Genomic DNA, 15,872 nt, shown 5'->3' with positions numbered 1-15,872 from the left:
AGACTTGGCGAACGCCATCGCAGTCGGCGAAGGGCCAAAATACCAGCGCGTGCGCTATCTCGAATATCCGAGCGACCGAGGGCAGAGTGCGTCTTCGATCGGCCTGCTCCTTGTTTTCGCACTTTGTGAACGCGTCCAGTCTGGGGTAAACAAGCCGCTTGGCATCGTCGAACGAGGCCCATTGCCGCCAATGGCCCGCAGTCGGACGGATCACAATGCCGGAGAAACAGCCAAGCGCCGATATGGAGGCTGCTCTCAAGCACTGGCTCGAAACCGTTGATCTCGGCCAGTACAGCGACCTCTTTGTCCTGCATCGCATCGGTTTGGACATCCTGCCCGATTTGACCGAGCAGGATCTGGTCGAACTTGGACTTCCGCTGGGAGACCGCAAGCGCTTGCGGCGCGCGGTTGCTTCCCTGACCCGTTCGGCAAAAGGCCCCGCCGGCGGCAGGAGCGTCGCGGAAGGCGCGGCGGTGAGCGCCGAGAGGCGCCAGCTGACCGTGATGTTCTGCGACATGGTCGGTTCGACCTCGCTGTCCGAACAGTTCGATCCCGAAGACGTCCGCGACATGATCGCGAGCTTCAGGGAAAAGTGCGTCAGCGTGGTCAAGCGGTACGAAGGCTTCGCGGCCCGCTACCTCGGGGACGGCATTCTGGTCTATTTTGGCTATCCGAATGCCCATGAGGATGACGCCGAGCGGTCGGTGCGTGCGGCGCTCGAAATTGTACGGAGCCTGTCGTCGGCGAGAGCGAGTGACGCCCGCGACGTTGCAAGTCATGGGCCCAGTGTGCGCATCGGGATTGCGACCGGCCTTGTTGTCGTCGGAGACCTGGTTGGACAGGACACCGAGGAGCACGATTCCGCAGTCGGCGAGACGCCAAATCTGGCTGCCCGTCTGCAGGCCTTGGCGCCTCCGGACGGCGTCGTCATTGCGTCTTCGACGCAATCCCTGCTGAGAGGAAAGTTCGACTACCAGGACTTCGGGTTGCACGCGCTGAAGGGGATATCCGCGAAGGCCCAGGCCTGGCTCGTGGTTCGGCCCTGCCGCGCCGAGACGCGATTTGCCGCAGCCATGGGCTCCAGATTGACGCCGCTGGTCAACCGCACCGAAGAGGTTGCGTTGCTGCTCACGCGATGGCAGCAAGCGAAAGCCCATGAGGGGCAGGTCGTGCTGCTGACGGGCGAGCCGGGAATTGGAAAGTCCAGAATCGTTCAGGAATTGCGGGAGCGGATCGCAGGTGATCAGCACGGACAAGTTTCGTTCCAGTGCTCTCCCTATTACAGCAGCACCGCTTTTCACCCCTTCATCGAGCATCTCAAATTCGCACTCGGCCTTGACGGCGAGAACGCGTCTGCGCTTTGGCTGACAAAGCTTGAAGCCGGTGTCGCCGCCTCGAACGGCGAGGCAGCGACAGTGGTGCCGATCCTTGCGGCGTTGCTTTCAATTCCCACCGGGGACCGCTACGCGGCCCTGGATCTCTCGCCGCAACAGCTGAAGGATGCGACGATCGCCACGCTCGTCAACCATCTGCTCGCGCAAGCGCGCGGGCAGACCCTCCTGATCGATTTTGAGGACGCACATTGGATCGATCCCACCTCGCGGGCCGTGCTCGATCTGCTGGTGGAGAACGTTCGCACCACGTCGATCCTTGTCGTGATCACCTGTCGTCCGGAGTTTCAGCCGGGCTGGAAGGATCACGCGCACACCATCAGTGCGAACCTCAAGCGTCTCGGCCGACAGGTCCGCACGATATTGGTCGAACGTGTGGCTGGCGAAAAGGAGCTTCCCCGAGAGGTGATTGAGGACATCATTGTCAAAACCGATGGCGTGCCGCTCTTCCTTGAAGAGCTGACCAAGGCCGTTCTCGAATCCGACGTCTTGACTGAGCAACATGGACGTTACGTCTTGTCCGGTCCGTGGCATCAGCTCGCTATTCCCGCGACATTGAACGATTCCCTGATGGCCCGCCTCGACCGGATGGGATCATTCAAGAAAATCGCGCAGATCGGCGCCACCATCGGCCGCGAGTTCTCTTATGAGATCCTTCGCGAGGTTGCCGAAGCGCCGGCGGATCAGATCGAAGCCGCCCTGAACCATCTGGAGGCAGCCGGATTGATCGTCCGCTTCGGCTTTCTGCCGGAGGCGCTGTACTCGTTCAAGCATGTGATGATCCAGAATGCGGCGCATGAAAGCTTGTTGCACAGGGAAAGACGGACGCTGCACGCCAAGATCGCACGCGTGCTGGCCGAAAAATATCCGGAAAAGATCGAGCGCGAACCGGAGCTTCTTGCCTACCATCTGACCGAGTCTGGCCAAAGCGAGCCGGCTGCTGGCTTCTGGCTCAAGGCCGGAAAGCAGGCCGCAATGAAGGGTGCGACTCTGGAGGCGATCGGTCATTTGCGTCGTGGGCTCGGGGTTCTGCAAGCCTCACCCGGCATGCAGGGCCGAAACGAGTCCGAGCTTGAGCTTCGCATCGCCCTGGGCACCGCCCTGATCGCGGCAAAGGGATACGCGGTCCAGGAGGTCGAGGAGAACTATGTTCGCGCGCTCGAACTCGGCCGGAATCTTGGCAACATGGCGAAGGTCTTTGCGGCGACGCGCGGACTTTGGGTGTGCCACTTCATCCGCGGCGATCTCGCACGGGCGCATGAGCTGAGCGCGGAGCTCCTGCAGTTCGCAAGGCGCGAGGCATCGAACCAAAGTTCGTCCGCGACGCAACAGACGGGATATCTGATCGAGGCGCATCGGGCGATCGCGATGACCATGCTGTACCGCGGGCGGTTTGTCGCCGCCGAACATCACCTTCATCGCTTCAGGAATCTGTACAGTCCTGATCTACACGGCGCCCTGACGGCAACGCATGGCATCCATCCTGGCATCGTCTCGCTCTCGTATCTCGGGTACGTGTCGTGGTTTCTGGGCCGTCCTGACGCGGCGCGCCGATATAGCCAGCAGGCTATTTCGGAAGCGGAAGACCTTCGCCACCCCTTCACGCTGTCGTTTGCGCTGACATTCGGCGCTTACGTTTGCCAGCATCTCCGCGATGTCGAAGGGACCCACGACTACACCAACAGGGCACTGGCTCTCTCATCGGAACACGGCTTCCTGCATTGGAAGCATCAGACGACCATCCTGCGAGGATGGGCGATGACCGAGCTCGGGAATGTCGATGAGGGATTGAACCAGATGCGAATGGCTATCGACGGTTACGAGGGCATGAGCGCCCGGCTAGCCAGTTGCTGGTTCAGGAGCCTGCTCGCGAAGGCTTATGCAAGTGCCGGCTTGCCGGATGCTGCCTTGCACGAACTCGACAGCGCATTGGCGATCGGGAGAAGAACGGGAGAGCATTTTTACGAAGCCGAGATCTATCGTCTGCAAGGTGAGATGACACTCAATCACGCGAAATCATCGTCCGTCGAATCCGCCGAGCGAATGTTCCTCGCCTCGATCGAGCTGGCGCGCAGGCAAAGCGCGCGGTCCTTAGAATTGCGGTCAGCTGTCAGCCTGGCGCGTCTATGGCGACATTCCGGCAAACGGGCACGAGCGGCCGAGCTGTTGCTACCCGTCGTCCGAACGTTCACGGAAGGTCTGTCTACGCCTGACGTCAAGGAAGCGCTCGAGCTGGCGAATGAACTGGCAATGGAAATCCCCGGAGATCATGAATGGAGCGGGCGGGTCTGAGGATACCGAGGCGCCCCGGGCGCCATCCGCCCGCTTACGCCTGAGCGTCGTCACCACACATCGCAGATGAATGATGGTGTTCGCTTCCGCCCAAGGTTCGCGGCGGCAGCAACGTTGGGTGGATGCTATTCCGGCGATGTGCGCCGGACTGATCAGCGGTTGGCGATGCTGCTGGCCTCGATTGACGAGGCAACCTCGTCCCGATCGATCCGCGCTTCGTTCGCGCGAATGCGTGACGGCCATCCGTGCCGCGAGGCCAGCGTCGTCAGCCTGTCCCTGACGAGATAATGCGCCGGGCCTTCGAGGAAGCGCCAGACGAACCATGCCAGCACCACCATGCCCGTCACAACCAGCGCGGTCGACAGCGCGTCCGGCGCTGGCGTCATCAGCAGCAGGATGACGTAGCCGAGCTGCAGATGCAGCAGATAGAGCGGATAGGTGATGCCGCCGACGGCCCTGACGAGGCCCGCCGGCAGGGCTACCGACTCGATGCGGGTGGCGGCGAACACGATGCCGAGCGAGACGATGCAGATCACCGTGACGACGCGGGGATCGAAGCTGCCATGGGTGTGGACGCCGAGCCGCTCCAGCTTGTGCACGGCCTGGAACGTCGCCGTGCCTATCGCCAGCGTCAGCAGGCTGTAGAGCCTGGTGTCGCGCCGTCCACGGTAATGCTCATAGATCAGGAGCCCGACGGCGAAGAAGCCGCTGTCGTCGGCCATAAACAGTTTCTCGAACAGGGGAACGTCGAGGGTCAGCTCGTTGGCGAAGGTGATTGCGATCCACGCCACGATGATCGTGTCGATGCGCCGCGGAAAGATGCCCCAGGCCAGGAACAGCGCGATCCAGACGTAGAACACGACCTCGATCACCAGCGACCAGTAGGCGTCGTCCATGTAGGGCTGACCGAGCATCGGGGCCGCGATGAACAGGTTTGCCAGCCATTGCCCCCACGTCACGTGGAAGTACGCGTGGCCCAGCAGCAGCGTCGCGAGGAAGGTCAGCGTCATGCAGATGACGAAGGTCGGATAGATGCGGCTGAAGCGGGCGATTGCGAAACCGATCGGCGTGCGGCCTGCGGCGGAATAGGCAATGACGAAGCCGGAGATCGCGAAGAACACGGGTACGCCGAGGAAGCCGTATTGCGCGACCGGGGCGAGGTACGGCAACGCCACTTGCTGAACGCCGTGCGACGCGGTGCCCCAGAAGCCGTAATGGTACAGGATCACGGCCCCGACCGCGGCAAGCCGCAGCAGGTCCAGCACGGGAACCCGGGTCGGTTGTTTAGAAGCGCTCGGCATATATCCGCTATCGTGGCGGCGAGGCATGAAGGCGTTCTTAATCCGCGCGGCGAAACGACCGCGCGATCGTTCACGATTGCAGGAGCCCCGTGGCGATGCCGGCGGCCGCGCTGAGCACGACCACCACGAGCGGCGGCGCGCGCCATACCGTGAGCAGGACAAAGCCGGCCAGCGCGATGCCGAAATCGAGCGGACGGTGCACGCTGCTGGTCCACACCGGGTTGTAGAGCGCGGCCCCCAGAAGGCCGACGACGGCGGCGTTGACGCCGCGCATCATCGCCTGCGCCGCCGGCCGTTTGCGAAAGCCATCCCAGAACGGCAGCGCCCCGAGCAGCACGAGAAGTCCCGGCAGGAAGATGCCGACGAGGCCGACGATCGCGCCCGGCACGCCGCCGATCACGGCGCCGAGATAGGCGGCAAAGGTGAATAACGGGCCCGGCACCGCCTGCGCGGCGCCGTAGCCGGTCAGGAACGCATCGTCGCCGATCCAGCCCGGCGTCACCACGGCTTCGCTCAGCAGCGGCAACACGACGTGGCCGCCGCCGAACACCAATGCGCCCGAGCGGTAGAAGGCCTCGAACAGGCCGAGGCCGGCCCATGTCCGCGACAGCAGCGGCAGTCCGACCAACAGCGCGACGAACAGGATCAGCGCCGCGACGCCAACACGGCGCGATACCGGCATCGCGATATGGGTGACCCCGTTGGCCTGTTGCGCCCGGCAGAGCCAAAGCCCGGCGATAGCGCCGAGCACGATGGCGCCGATCTGCGCGATCGACGACGAACTAGCGAGGATGACGAGTGCCGCGACCGTCGCGATCGAGGCGCGTTCGCGGTCGGGGCAGAGCGAGCGCGCCATGCCCCAGACCGCCTGGGCGACGATCGCCACCGCAACCAGCTTGAGGCCATGCACCAGGCCGCTACCCGCAGGGCCGCTCAATCCGCTGGCGCCGAAGGCAAACAGCACGAGCGCGATCGCCGAGGGCAGCGTGAATCCGGTCCAGGCCGCCAGCGCCCCCAGGTACCCGGCGCGCATCAGGCCGAGCGAAAAGCCGAGCTGGCTGCTCGCAGGGCCCGGCAGGAATTGGCAGAGCGCGACCAGATCCGCATAGGCCTGTTCGTCAAGCCAGCGCCTGCGGGTGACGAACTCGTCGCGGAAATAGCCGATATGGGCGATCGGGCCGCCGAAGCAGCTGACGCCGAGCTTGAAGAAGATGAGCAGCACCTCGAGCGGCGAGTGCGTCGAGCTCGCGGTGGAGGGCGGTGTGCCGGGCTGCGGGACGTCGGTGTCGTTCAAGCGTCGTCAATTCCCGCAATTTGCGTCCCAGGTCAGGACTCGTCAGCGCGAGTGTATCGCCATTCGATGACGTTTGAGCGCGCTGTTTCTCGCGGCTCTCACTCGCAGCGGATGTTCTTCGACGGCCGGCGCGCTGCGGGCATCGCCAGCACGACGAGACAGAGCGCGATCATCGCCAATCCCATAAATTCGAATGCAAATGCGTCCACGGGCCATTCTCCCCCATCAGAAACAGTTAGACTTGTTGGGGGAGCGTTGACGCGCTGTTAAGCCTTATGGTTACCGCTGCCGGCCTCGGCGCATGGTGGAGAGTGAGTTAACGCTCACATCGCGAGGCTAGGCGGCTACGCTGAGCGGTCCGGTGCGCAGCTTCAGATCCACCGGCGTCGGGTTGCGCAGGATGTCCAGCACGGGGCAGTGACGATCGACGGTTTCCTTCAGCCGAGCGATGTCGGCCGCGGAGGCCGGGCTGTCGATGGCGACCTCGGCCTCGATCTGCTGGAAACCGGCTCGCACGTCTGGATCGACGCTGAAGAAGCCGCGCAGATCGATGGCGCCCGACAGCTTGACGGAGACGCCGTTGAGGGGAATGCCGAGCGCGTCGGCATAGAGCCGATAAGTGATCTCCTGGCATGAGCCGAGCGCGGCGAGGATGTACTCGACCGGGTTCGGTGCGGTGTCCTTGCCGCCCAGCGCCGGCGGCTCGTCGACGCTGACGTTGAATTGCCGCACGGCAACGCGGCTATTGACGCCGTCGCCGAGTTGCGAAGTCGCCTGGAACACGGCCTGCGCCTGCGCCGGATCGGCGCCGAGCGCCTGCTGGGTGTCTGCGAAAACCTGCTTGAACCTGAAGCTCATCGTTCGTCTTCCCCATGGCATCAATCACGAGAGGCTGATCGAACGGCCCATGCAGGGCAATAGTCGCGGGATAAAAACGACAGCAGCTCCGCGAAGCGCGAAATTTGCAGCAGCATTTTTCCCGCGCGCGTCGATGCGTAGGATGAGTAGAGCCAACGGGGCCGCGCAAGGCGCGGCCCGATGATAGAACTCCGCGAAACCCATAGTGGTGCCGCTCGCGAGATGAGCTGATGGGTTTCGCTGCGCTCTACCCATCCTACGGGCTACCGATCCTGCCGTGTCACGCGGCGAGGGCGTCCTGATTGATCTCACCCTTGGCGAGCGCCGTCAGCAGCGTGTCGACGTGCCGCTCTTCGTCGAGACTGTCGTGCAGCAGCCGCTGGTCGTCGCGCAGGTTGAGCTGGCCTGCGAGGGCGGCCGCGCTGCCATAGGCGGCGATCTCATAATGCGCGAGCTTCTGCGCCGACGCGACGAGGCCGGCATCGCGCAGATTGTCGTCGGGCAGCAGCGAGACCATCTTGGCGGTCTCGTGGATCAGCGCCTGCATGGCCTGGTCGGTGTGCTCCAGCGGATCGGCCCCGTGCATCCGCAGCAGCGATTTCAACCGCTCGCCCTGCACGATGGTCTCGCGGTGATGACGGCTGAATGCATCCTTGAGCGACGGATGCGAGGCGATCTCCGCCATCCGCGCCAGCGCCACGGCGAGCTGATCCTCGACGCTTGCGAGTTCCTGAAGCTCGGCGACATACATGTCCTTGAAGCTGGTGATCCTCATCGTGAAACCTTTCTTGTTTCTTCGTTGTTTCGGCGTTCAGGCGGTGTGGCCGCCGGAACCGGAATCGACCGGCGTCTTCTTGGCGCGTTGCGGCGTCATCTTCGCCGGGTCCGGTTGCCCGGGCACGCCGCGCGGCCCGAGTTGCCGGCGCTGCAGATCGTCCTCGGAGAAGGGCGGCTCGACGCCGTTCGGGTTGCTGCGCTCGATCGCGGTTTTCAGGTCGTCATCGCGCTGGTTCATACTGGCGCTCCATCAACAGGCGGCACGGAACCTGGATCGGACGAGGCCGCACGTTCCGCGCTGACCGGCCAACGATGCGCGCGCGAAATCGTTGCAAACAAATCGGGGGCGCGGCGCTACGCCACGAGCTTCGGCAGCGCGGCCGCGAGCGCATCCACCGCAAAGCGGATCTTGAGTGGCAGTCGCGGCGTCGGCAGCCACAGCGCGTGGCAATCGTAGGGAAATTCCCCGCTGTCGCCGAGAACGCGGACCAGCGCGCCGGTGTCGAGGCGTTCGCGCACCAGCCAGGAGGGCAGCCACGCCAGCCCCATGCCGCGCGCTGCGGCATCCGCGATGGCTTCGAGGTCGTCGAGCCTGAGCCGCCCGGCCGGCCAGACCTCGTGCGGCGCAAGACCGTCGCGCGGGAACAGCCAGGGGCGAACGCGGCCCGAGCGGCGGTAGACGATCGCCTGGTGCCGGCCGAGCTCGTCGAGCGTGCGCGGCCTGCCATGGGCCTTCAGATAGGCGCGCGAGCCGCACACCACCATGCGCTGGCGCGCGATGCGCCGCGCGATCACGCCGGATTGCTCGTTGAGCTCGCCGGTCCTGATCGCAAGGTCGTGACCGCCCTCCATCAGATCGGCGATCGGATCGCCGAACGAAAGATCGAGCTCGAGCGCGGGATATTTCTGCGCGAGCTTCAGCAGCGTGGGGACGATGCAGTAGCGGCCGAGCAGCGCCGGCATCGTCACCCGCAGCCGCCCGCGCGGCTGCGACGATTGATCGGAGGCGAGCGCGTCGGCGGCCTCGGCCTCGCCGAGCACGATGCGGCAGCGCTCGTAATAGGCTTGCCCTGAATCGGTCAGGCTCTGCCGCCGCGTGGTGCGATGGAGCAGGCGGACGCCGAGCCGTTGTTCGAGGAAGCGCACATGCTTGCCGACCATCGGGGCCGACATCTCGAGCGCATCGGCGGCGGCCGCGAACGAGCCGAGATCGACCGCCCTGACGAAGACGGCCATGCTGGTGAGGCGATCCAATTCAAAACTCCTGGTTTCGATTGTCGGAGCTAGCGGGTGATTTATCCGGCGATCGCCGCCGGGCATAGCGGCATTCCATTCAATTGTTTTGGAGTTCGCCCATGGCCCGCGTCGTCCGCTTTCACCAGCATGGTGGTCCCGAGGTGCTGCGTATCGAGGAGATCGCGGTTGCGCCGCCGGCGCCCGGCGAGGTTCAGATCCGAGTCAAGGCGCTCGGGCTCAACCGCGCCGAGGCCTCGCTGCGCCGGGGCAGCTATATCGAGACCGCGACGCTGCCGTCCGGCCTCGGGCTGGAAGCCGCCGGGATTGTCGCGGCGATCGGCGAGGGCGTCGAAGAATTTGCGCCGGGCGATGCCGTGAGCATCGTGCCGCCGGTCTCGATGGTGCGCTGGCCGGCCCATGCCGAGCTCGCGACCTTTCCGGCGGAGCTTGTCGTCAAGCATCCGCCCGCGCTCGGTTTTGAAACGGCCGCTGCGGTGTGGATGCAGTATCTCACCGCGTTCGGTGCGCTGGTCGATCTTGCAAGGCTCGGGCGAGGCGAGTTCGTCGTCATCACAGCGGCGTCGAGCAGCGTCGGGCTCGCGGCGATCCAGATCGCCAACCGTATCGGCGCGGTCCCGATTGCGGTGACGCGGACATCGGCCAAGGCGCAGGCGCTGCGCGAGGCCGGCGCGGCGCACGTGATCGCGTCGGCGGAGCAGGATCTGCAATCAAGGCTGGAGCAGATCGCGGCACCGAGCGGCGTGCGCGTGGTGCTCGATGCCGTCGGCGGCCCCGCCTTCGTGCCGCTGACGGCGGCGATGGCACCCGGCGGCATCCTGATCGAATATGGTGGACTCAGTCCTGAGCCGACGCCGTTCCCGCTCGCCAACGTGCTCGGCAAGAGCCTGACCCTGCGCGGCTACCTCGTCCACGAGATCGTGCGCGATCCCGCGCGCCTTGCCGCGGCGAAGGCGTTCATCCTCGACGGGCTTGCCGATGGCACCTTGAGGCCGATCATCGCCAGGACGTTTCCGTTCGAGGAGATCGTCGAGGCGCACCGGTACCTGGAGTCGAACACGCAGTTCGGCAAGATCGTGGTGACGGTGTGAATGCGCAGGATGGGCTCACGTCCCGCAGAACGTCTGCGTCACGCGCTGCTCGGGGAGCGGCGGATCGGCGTAGGCCGCGAACTGCGGCTGGTCCTCATAGGGTTTGGCCAGCACCGTCAGCAGTTCCTCGAATGGCGCGTAGTCATCCGAGTTCACCGCAGCCGCAATCACCGCCTCGATCCGGTGGTTGCGCGGGATGAAGGCCGGATTGACCGCCTGCATCGCGACCTTGCGTTCGGCCGGCGCTTGCGGCTCCAGCGCGAGGCGGGTGCGCCAGCGGGCGGCCCATTCGTCGAACGCCGCGGGATCGGTGAACTGCGCGCGGACGTCCGCGGCGTCGTCGCTTGCGGCCTCGCCGAGATGGCGGAAGGTCAGTGTGAAGTCGGCCGCGTTCTTGGCCATCGCGTCGAGCAGATCCTGGATCAGCGCCTCGTCACCGTCGCGTATGGTGAACAGGCCGACCTTGGCGCGCAGCCCGGCGTTATAGGCTGCGGTGAACTTTTCGGGGAATTCGCCGAGGATCACTTGCGCCTGTTCGATCGCCTTCTCCTGCTCGTCCGCGAACAGCGGCAGCAGGCATTCGGCGAGCCGGGTCAGATTCCACAACGCGATGCGCGGCTGGTTGGCATAGGCGTAGCGGCCCATCTCGTCGATCGAGGAGAACACCTGCGCCGGATTGTAGGCATCAAGGAAGGCACAGGGACCGTAATCGATGGTCTCGCCCGAGATCGAGGTGTTGTCGGTGTTCATCACACCGTGGATGAAGCCGACCAGGAGCCAGCGCGCGACCAGCGCGGCCTGCCGTGCCACCACGCCGGCGAGCAGGGCGTGATAGTGCTGGGCCGCGTCCTTCAGCTCGGGATAGTGCCTGGCGATGACGTGGTCGGCGAGCGCACGTACGCCCTCGGTGTCGCCGCGTGCGGCGAAGAACTGGAAGGTGCCGACGCGGATGTGGCTCGCGGCGACGCGGGTCAGCACCGCGCCCGGCAGCGCGGTCTCGCGCATCACCGGCTCGCCGGTGACGACTGCGGCGAGCGAGCGGGTGGTCGGGATGCCCAAGGCGAACATCGCCTCGCTGACGATGTATTCGCGCAAGACCGGACCGAGCGCGGCGCGGCCGTCGCCGCGGCGGGAGAACGGGGTCGGGCCGGATCCCTTGAGCTGGATGTCGCGGCGGACGCCGTCCTTGTCGATGACCTCGCCGAGCAGGATGGCGCGGCCGTCGCCGAGCTGGGGAACAAAGTGCCCGAATTGATGGCCGGCATAGGCCATGGCGATCGGATCGGCGCCGTCAGGCAGCCGCTTTCCGGCAAGGATTTCGGCGCCCTCCGGCGTCGAGAGCAGGTCCGGGTCCAGCCCGAGCTGGACCGCGAGCGGCCGGTTCAGCTTGATCAGCCGGGGGGAGGCCACCGGGGTCGGCGCGACGCGGGCGAAAAAGTTCGCCGGGAGCGCCGAATAGGTGTTCTGGAACGGGAAATGAATGGTCATATCCCGAAGATAGGCCTGCGGGCTGAATAGGCAAACGATTGGCGCCCATCTGGCGCCGGATCGCAGCAAAATCTGCAGTTTCGGGCCAAAAGCGGGCGTTCCCTTGGTTGCCGCCCCGAGCGGGCTCGGGTAAACCCTGCGCCTTCGGATAGGAAGTTTCCTATCGCGATTCTCCTCCGACATCAGTTTTTGGAACGACTATGCATCGCTACCGGTCACACACATGCGGCGCGCTCCGAGAGGGCGATATCGACCAGACGGTCCGGCTTTCGGGTTGGGTTCACCGGGTCCGCGACCATGGCGGCGTGCTGTTCGTCGATCTGCGCGACCATTACGGCATCACCCAATGCGTGGCCGATCCGGACTCGCCGGCATTCGCCGAAGTCGAGAAGTTCCGCTCCGAATGGGTGGTGCGGATCGACGGCAAGGTGCGCCGCCGTCCCGCCGGCACCGACAATCCCGAACTGCCGACCGGCATGGTCGAGATCTACATCAAGGAAATCGAGGTGCTGGGCCCGGCGGCCGAGCTGCCGCTGCCGGTGTTCGGCGAGCAGGAATACCCTGAAGACATCAGGCTGAAATATCGCTTCCTCGACCTGCGTCGCGAGAAGCTGCACCAGAACATCATGACCCGCGGCGCGGTGGTCGATTCCATGCGCAAGCGGATGAAGGAGCAGGGCTTCTTCGAATTCCAGACCCCGATCCTGACGGCATCCTCGCCGGAAGGCGCGCGCGACTTCCTGGTGCCCTCGCGCATCCATCCCGGCAAGTTCTACGCGCTGCCGCAGGCGCCGCAGCAGTACAAGCAGCTGTTGATGATGTCGGGCTTCGACCGCTACTTCCAGATCGCGCCGTGCTTCCGCGACGAGGACCCGCGCGCCGACCGTCTGCCGGGCGAGTTCTATCAGCTCGACGTCGAGATGAGCTTCGTCACCCAGGACGACGTGTTCGCGGCGATGGAGCCTGTGATCACCGGCGTGTTCGAGGACTTTGCCAAGGGCAAGCCGGTCACGAAGAACTGGCCGCGGATTCCGTTCGCGGAAGCCGTGCGCAAATACGGCTCCGACAAGCCCGATTTGCGCAACAAGATCGTGATGCAGGAAGTCTCCGAGCATTTCCGCGGCTCCGGCTTCAAGGTGTTCGCGCGGATGCTGGAAGACCCGAAGAACCAGGTCTGGGCGATCCCGGGCACCGGCGGCGGCTCGCGCGCCTTCTGCGACCGCATGAACTCGTGGGCGCAGGGCGAAGGCCAGCCGGGCCTCGGCTACATCATGTGGCGCGAGGGCGGCGAGGGCGCAGGCCCCCTGGCGAACAACATCGGAGCGGAGCGCACCGCTGCGATCCGCGACCAGCTCGGCCTCAAGGAAGGCGATGCGGCGTTCTTCGTCGCCGGCGATCCCGAGAAATTCTGGAAGTTCGCGGGTCTTGCGCGCACCAAGCTCGGCGAGGAATTGAACCTGATCGACAAGGACCGGTTCGAGCTCGCCTGGATCGTCGACTTCCCGATGTACGAGTATGACGAGGAGAACAAGAAGGTCGACTTCTCGCACAACCCGTTCTCGATGCCGCAGGGCGGCCTCGACGCGCTGAAGACGCAGGATCCGCTGACGATCAAGGCGTTCCAGTACGACATCGCCTGCAACGGCTACGAGATCGCCTCCGGCGGCATCCGCAACCACAAGCCGGAAGCGATGGTGAAGGCGTTCGAGATCGCAGGCTATGGCGAGCAGGAGGTCATCGACCGCTTCGGCGGCATGTACCGTGCGTTCCAGTATGGCGCCCCGCCGCATGGCGGCATGGCGGCCGGCCTCGACCGTATCGTGATGCTGCTCTGCGGCACCAACAATCTGCGCGAGATCTCGCTGTTCCCGATGAACCAGCAGGCCATGGACCTGCTGATGGGCGCGCCGTCGGAAGCAACGCCGAAGCAGCTTAAGGAGCTGCACATCCGCACCAACCTGCCGGCGAAGGGGTAGGCGGGCAGGAGAGGTGCGTAGCCCGGATGGAGCGAAAGCGAAATCCGGGGCGGTCCCTCCTGCGGCGACGCTGTTCCCGGATTGCGCTTCGTTCCATCCGGGCTACGGGCGGGAGAATCACAACCCCGTCGAGGCCTCGATCCGGAACTGCGCCAGCGCCGATTGCGGATCGGTCTTGAGGAACTGCATCAGCTGAAGCGCCGGCGCCTTCGCGCGCGGAGTGAGCTTGATGACCAGCGTCTGTCCCGGCGTCTCGATGAACTGGCCGATCGCGGTGACGAGCGCGGTGGCGTCGGGATTGCCCCCGCCGATCTCGCCGCCTTGCGCCTTGATAGCGTCGAGGATGACCTTGCGCGCCTCGTCGCGGCTGATGTTCCGGGTGCGCGCAAATTGAGCGACCGCGAGATCGATGACGCCGAGGTCGTGGACCGTGAGCTCGATCGTGCCGGCTTCGATCTGCGCGGCCGCGCCCATCGCTTCCGCGGCGCTGGTCGAGAATGCCTCGCGCGGCACGTTGTCGAGCGTGACCTTTGCCGACGCGTTCAACAGGCCCGCCATGTCGAGCTTGACCGGCTCGAGCGCGAACGCGTGTGAGGTCTCGGTCCAGACGGCGCCGAGATCGGCGTCGACGGCCATCCGGTCGATCCCGGCGGCGACGAGCGGTTGCTGCCGCGGATCGGCCGCATCAAGCGGCGCCGCCAGCTTTGCGGTCAGCCGCAGCTTGCTCGGGATCGATCCGACGAACTGACCCCAGTCGAGGCTGAGGACGTCGATGTTGACCGGCTTGCCGGTGGCCTTGTAGGGCGACGCGACGCCCTTGATCTCGACGCCTTCGATCAGCGGGAATAGCGCCAGCGCCTGTTCGGCCGACGGCTTCTGCGCGGCGAACTGCGCCGAGAGCCGCATGAAGCTGGCGACGTCGAGCGACTTCAGCGCGAAGCGTCCGACCTTGATAGGACCGTTCGGCGCACGGGTATCGAGTCCCTCGACCGCAAGCTCGCCGATCTTGCCGTGTTCGAAGTTGAACCGCATCGAGGCGAGCTTGAGTGGGCCCTGCGGCGTCTCGACCGAGAGCCCATGCATCTCGGCATTTGCAATTCCGATGCCCGAATAGAGGCCGGCGATCTTGTCCAGCAGTTCGCGTGCCTGGGCGGCAGACGGCGGCGGACTCCCTTGCGGCGGGATCATTGCCAGCAGCGCCGGCAGTTGCATCCGTGACGGATTGATCCTGGTGTCGTCGACGGTCACTCCCTCGATCCGCATGTTCACACCGGGCGCGGCGGTAATGACATAAGGACCGGCCGAAACGTGTCCCTGGACCCGATACTCCCTGTCATCGTTGGCCTTGCCTGGATCGAATATCGCCGCCATCGCGCCGACGTCGATATCGGTCGCGGCGATGTTGGCGAGCTCGCCGGTCATTTTGATCGGCTTGCCTGCCGCCTGCTGGTTGATCGTGAACACGACCTTGTCGGTTTTGCTGGACGCGATTTTTCCGTCCTTCATGTTTTCGATGGCGATGCCCGAATAGACGAATTCGCCGCCGGCGCCGTCGCCGGCTTTTGCGGCGGCGCTGAAGGTCATCGTTCCGGTCAGGCTGGGCGCAGCGACCGATGATGCGTTGATGCTCGCGAGCAGTCCGAACGCGGACCGGTACAGCTCGAAGATCGACGACGACGCCGGAAGCTGGGGCAGGCTGGCGGGGCCGGAATAATCCTTCACCGTGATCCGCGGCGCCTTGTAGGTCAGTGAGGTGATCGTCGGGGTAGGTCCTGCCACGCCGATCTCGACATCGCTGAACTCGACATTGCCGGCGGAGACCCGTGCCGCGTCGGTTTGACCGAGGCCGGTCATCGTGAGACTGGCAATCTTGACGCTGACCGGGGATTGCGTCCCCGACTCGGTGGCGACGTCCGCGATCGTCAGGGTGCGGCTCTTGACGTCGAACGTGATCTTGCCGTGGCTCGCCTTGGCGCCGGTGGCACGGACCTGCTCGAAGGCGGCCTCGACGTCGCGCGTGACCCGGCGCTGGGCGTAAAAGTCGAAACCGAAGAAGCCGGCGGCCGCGATCACAACCACGGCGATCAGGCCGAGCAGAATTTTCTTCATTCGGTCAACTCCGGATCATCAAGGGAAAAAAATTGCCAATC

General features: G+C 65.0%; 11 protein-coding genes. 3 read left to right on the top strand and 8 right to left on the bottom strand.

Going from position 1 to position 15,872, the window contains the following annotated elements; genetic code table 11:
* Positions 1-215: 215 nt before the first annotated feature.
* Positions 216-3,683: an ATP-binding protein gene (locus tag QA635_RS24265; RefSeq protein ID WP_283061804.1), complete on the top strand. Its 3,468-nt coding sequence runs from the start codon at positions 216-218 to the stop codon at positions 3,681-3,683.
* A 152-nt stretch (positions 3,684-3,835) separates the two neighbouring features.
* Here QA635_RS24265 and QA635_RS24260 read toward each other — a convergent pair whose 3' ends face one another.
* The 6 genes from QA635_RS24260 to QA635_RS24235 all read right to left on the bottom strand — a co-directional run bounded on the left by QA635_RS24260 (position 3,836) and on the right by QA635_RS24235 (position 9,167).
* Positions 3,836-4,984, bottom strand: coding sequence for an acyltransferase family protein (locus QA635_RS24260; protein ID WP_283061803.1), 1,149 nt, complete (start codon positions 4,982-4,984; stop codon positions 3,836-3,838).
* Positions 4,985-5,054: 70 nt separating this feature from the next.
* Complete coding sequence (gene chrA, locus QA635_RS24255; RefSeq protein ID WP_283061802.1) at positions 5,055-6,278, bottom strand: chromate efflux transporter; 1,224 nt, start codon at positions 6,276-6,278, stop codon at positions 5,055-5,057.
* A gap of 336 nt (positions 6,279-6,614) precedes the next feature.
* Positions 6,615-7,136 (bottom strand): OsmC family protein, encoded by a 522-nt coding sequence (locus QA635_RS24250; RefSeq protein WP_057019900.1) that lies wholly within the window; start codon positions 7,134-7,136, stop codon positions 6,615-6,617.
* 280 nt (positions 7,137-7,416) lie between these two features.
* Complete coding sequence (locus QA635_RS24245) at positions 7,417-7,911, bottom strand: YciE/YciF ferroxidase family protein (RefSeq protein WP_225159060.1); 495 nt, start codon at positions 7,909-7,911, stop codon at positions 7,417-7,419.
* Positions 7,912-7,947: 36 nt separating this feature from the next.
* The gene (locus QA635_RS24240) at positions 7,948-8,151 is read right to left on the bottom strand and encodes a hypothetical protein (RefSeq protein WP_076832011.1); all 204 of its coding nucleotides are present in this window, start codon (positions 8,149-8,151) and stop codon (positions 7,948-7,950) included.
* 116 nt (positions 8,152-8,267) lie between these two features.
* A complete protein-coding gene (locus tag QA635_RS24235; protein WP_076832014.1) occupies positions 8,268-9,167 on the bottom strand; it encodes a LysR family transcriptional regulator in 900 nt (299 codons plus the stop codon).
* Between the two features lie 101 nt (positions 9,168-9,268).
* Here QA635_RS24235 and QA635_RS24230 point away from each other — a divergent pair, with 101 nt between their 5' ends.
* On the top strand, positions 9,269-10,258 hold the full coding sequence (locus QA635_RS24230) for a zinc-dependent alcohol dehydrogenase family protein (protein WP_283061801.1): 990 nt from the start codon (positions 9,269-9,271) through the stop codon (positions 10,256-10,258).
* A gap of 15 nt (positions 10,259-10,273) precedes the next feature.
* Here the strand turns inward: QA635_RS24230 and QA635_RS24225 are convergent, their stop codons facing one another.
* Positions 10,274-11,746 carry a protein adenylyltransferase SelO gene (locus QA635_RS24225; RefSeq protein WP_283061800.1) on the bottom strand — a complete coding sequence of 491 codons (1,473 nt, stop codon included), beginning with the start codon at positions 11,744-11,746 and terminating at the stop codon, positions 10,274-10,276.
* 200 nt (positions 11,747-11,946) lie between these two features.
* On the opposite strand from QA635_RS24225, the gene aspS reads away from it, so the two are divergent.
* On the top strand, positions 11,947-13,722 hold the full coding sequence (gene aspS, locus QA635_RS24220) for an aspartate--tRNA ligase (protein WP_283061799.1): 1,776 nt from the start codon (positions 11,947-11,949) through the stop codon (positions 13,720-13,722).
* A gap of 117 nt (positions 13,723-13,839) precedes the next feature.
* Here the strand turns inward: aspS and QA635_RS24215 are convergent, their stop codons facing one another.
* On the bottom strand, positions 13,840-15,831 hold the full coding sequence (locus tag QA635_RS24215; protein ID WP_283061798.1) for a hypothetical protein: 1,992 nt from the start codon (positions 15,829-15,831) through the stop codon (positions 13,840-13,842).
* Positions 15,832-15,872: the final 41 nt, after the last annotated feature.

Origin of the sequence: Bradyrhizobium brasilense (assembly GCF_029714345.1) — a bacterium.
Classification (GTDB): domain Bacteria; phylum Pseudomonadota; class Alphaproteobacteria; order Rhizobiales; family Xanthobacteraceae; genus Bradyrhizobium; species Bradyrhizobium australafricanum.
Note: the sequence above shows the minus strand (reverse complement) of the source record. Positions and strands in the feature narration are given on the sequence as shown.

Coding starts and splice junctions, on each gene's coding strand:
- QA635_RS24230 (WP_283061801.1), top strand. CDS start 9,269: ATGGCCCGCGTCGTCCGCTTTCACCAGCATGGTGGTCCCGAGGTGCTG.
- QA635_RS24215 (WP_283061798.1), bottom strand. CDS start 15,831: ATGAAGAAAATTCTGCTCGGCCTGATCGCCGTGGTTGTGATCGCGGCC.
- aspS (WP_283061799.1), top strand. CDS start 11,947: ATGCATCGCTACCGGTCACACACATGCGGCGCGCTCCGAGAGGGCGAT.
- QA635_RS24260 (WP_283061803.1), bottom strand. CDS start 4,984: ATGCCGAGCGCTTCTAAACAACCGACCCGGGTTCCCGTGCTGGACCTG.
- QA635_RS24225 (WP_283061800.1), bottom strand. CDS start 11,746: ATGACCATTCATTTCCCGTTCCAGAACACCTATTCGGCGCTCCCGGCG.
- QA635_RS24250 (WP_057019900.1), bottom strand. CDS start 7,136: ATGAGCTTCAGGTTCAAGCAGGTTTTCGCAGACACCCAGCAGGCGCTC.
- QA635_RS24245 (WP_225159060.1), bottom strand. CDS start 7,911: ATGAGGATCACCAGCTTCAAGGACATGTATGTCGCCGAGCTTCAGGAA.
- QA635_RS24265 (WP_283061804.1), top strand. CDS start 216: ATGCCGGAGAAACAGCCAAGCGCCGATATGGAGGCTGCTCTCAAGCAC.
- QA635_RS24240 (WP_076832011.1), bottom strand. CDS start 8,151: ATGAACCAGCGCGATGACGACCTGAAAACCGCGATCGAGCGCAGCAAC.